Consider the following 1293-nt stretch of genomic DNA (forward strand, 5'->3'; position numbering starts at 1 on the left):
TGGCCCAGGGTTGTTTACGAATACATCGGACTTTTGAATGCATTCTTCGATGTTCTGGGAAACAAAATTGTCGTAACTTGTCAGAGATTTTTTCGAATATTCTCGGTTATCAAGTGCATCAATCTCGCGCTTCGACATTCCCGCCTCAGTAAGCCTTGAGCGCCGATGCGATTCCTCAGTGGTGATCGCGAATGCGAAGAATGCAGCAAACTGGTCTCTTAAGTAGACAAGCTCAAGAGGGTTGCGGACAGCGTCAATGACGATTCGCGTACTGGCGATCCCCTCATGTATATCGTACTCCCGACATGAGAGTGCCAATCGCTTGACTCTTGAAGCCAACGAAAAAAGTTCTTCTGGATACGTGGTGTTTGACGTTGGACTTCCACTGTGCCGTATGTTGTCGCCTAAAGTCTGGAACAAGGACGAGTACTTTGTTCCGAGATGTAATCGGAACTCGCTCGCGGCAGCTGTTAGAAAGTTAACGTAATAAAGCCAGGCTTCCTTTGACTTAAAGCTATTCTTGTTCTTAATGAGCTCGGAGAATTCTTTGTTTCCTTTTTCGGGGATAGAGCGAGCGTGGATCTCCTTGATCTTAGATGCATCAATCTTGAGTGAGGAAAACAAATTATCTAAACCCTCTGGATCCTCGGTCAGGATGTATCCGAATATTACTGTCGACACGGATATTGATTTGAATGGGGTCCACTGAACCTGTGAATAGTTCGCGCAAATTTCCTGCTTTCGAGCTTCAATTGCGGTCAGATCTGTTGAAGAGCTTGGAAGATCTGCGAATTCACGGCATAGGGCTGACGCCGTTGTAGTGCATCCACTTCCTGTTCTTCCAGTCAGGGCCACAACAAATAAGTCGAGTCGCTCTGCGTACGCCCGCTCGATTCCGTTAGTAAGGTCTCGTCCCATGAATCCCCCCCTCTGTTGACGGAAATGTACAACACTCCGGTTGCCGAATGGGTCCTGCGCCGCAGTCTTACTACTGCCCGCGTCAATCCGTCAGAATGCGCCGAGAAGCGCGCGGCGAACATGCGGACGTACGCCCGGTGGCCCTGCGCCTCAATTTTGGTTGTGCGCTGATAGGGGCCTCTTATTGCACCGGCAGGAATCAATGCAGTCTATTTGAGCAACCTCTTGAAAATCTTGTACGCCATGCTTTGTTTCACGTGGACTCAGCGCACCGGTTCCACCACCACCGCGGTGCCGTAGCACAGCACCTCGGTCAGCCCGGTCATCACATCGGTGGCGTCGTAGCGCATGCCGATGATCGCGTTGGCGCCCAAC

General features: G+C 50.6%; 2 protein-coding genes. Both read right to left on the reverse strand.

Annotated features, from left to right (window positions below; all coding sequences use genetic code 11):
• Positions 1-681: hypothetical protein (locus ACZ4VL_RS40755; protein WP_468211090.1), on the reverse strand; the 681-nt coding region annotated here is incomplete at its 3' end.
• 500 nt (positions 682-1181) lie between these two features.
• Positions 1182-1292, reverse strand: coding sequence for a heavy metal-binding domain-containing protein (locus ACZ4VL_RS40760; protein ID WP_468211093.1), 111 nt, complete (start codon positions 1290-1292; stop codon positions 1182-1184).
• Position 1293: the final 1 nt, after the last annotated feature.

The organism is Streptomyces sp. NPDC029014 (assembly GCF_055564695.1).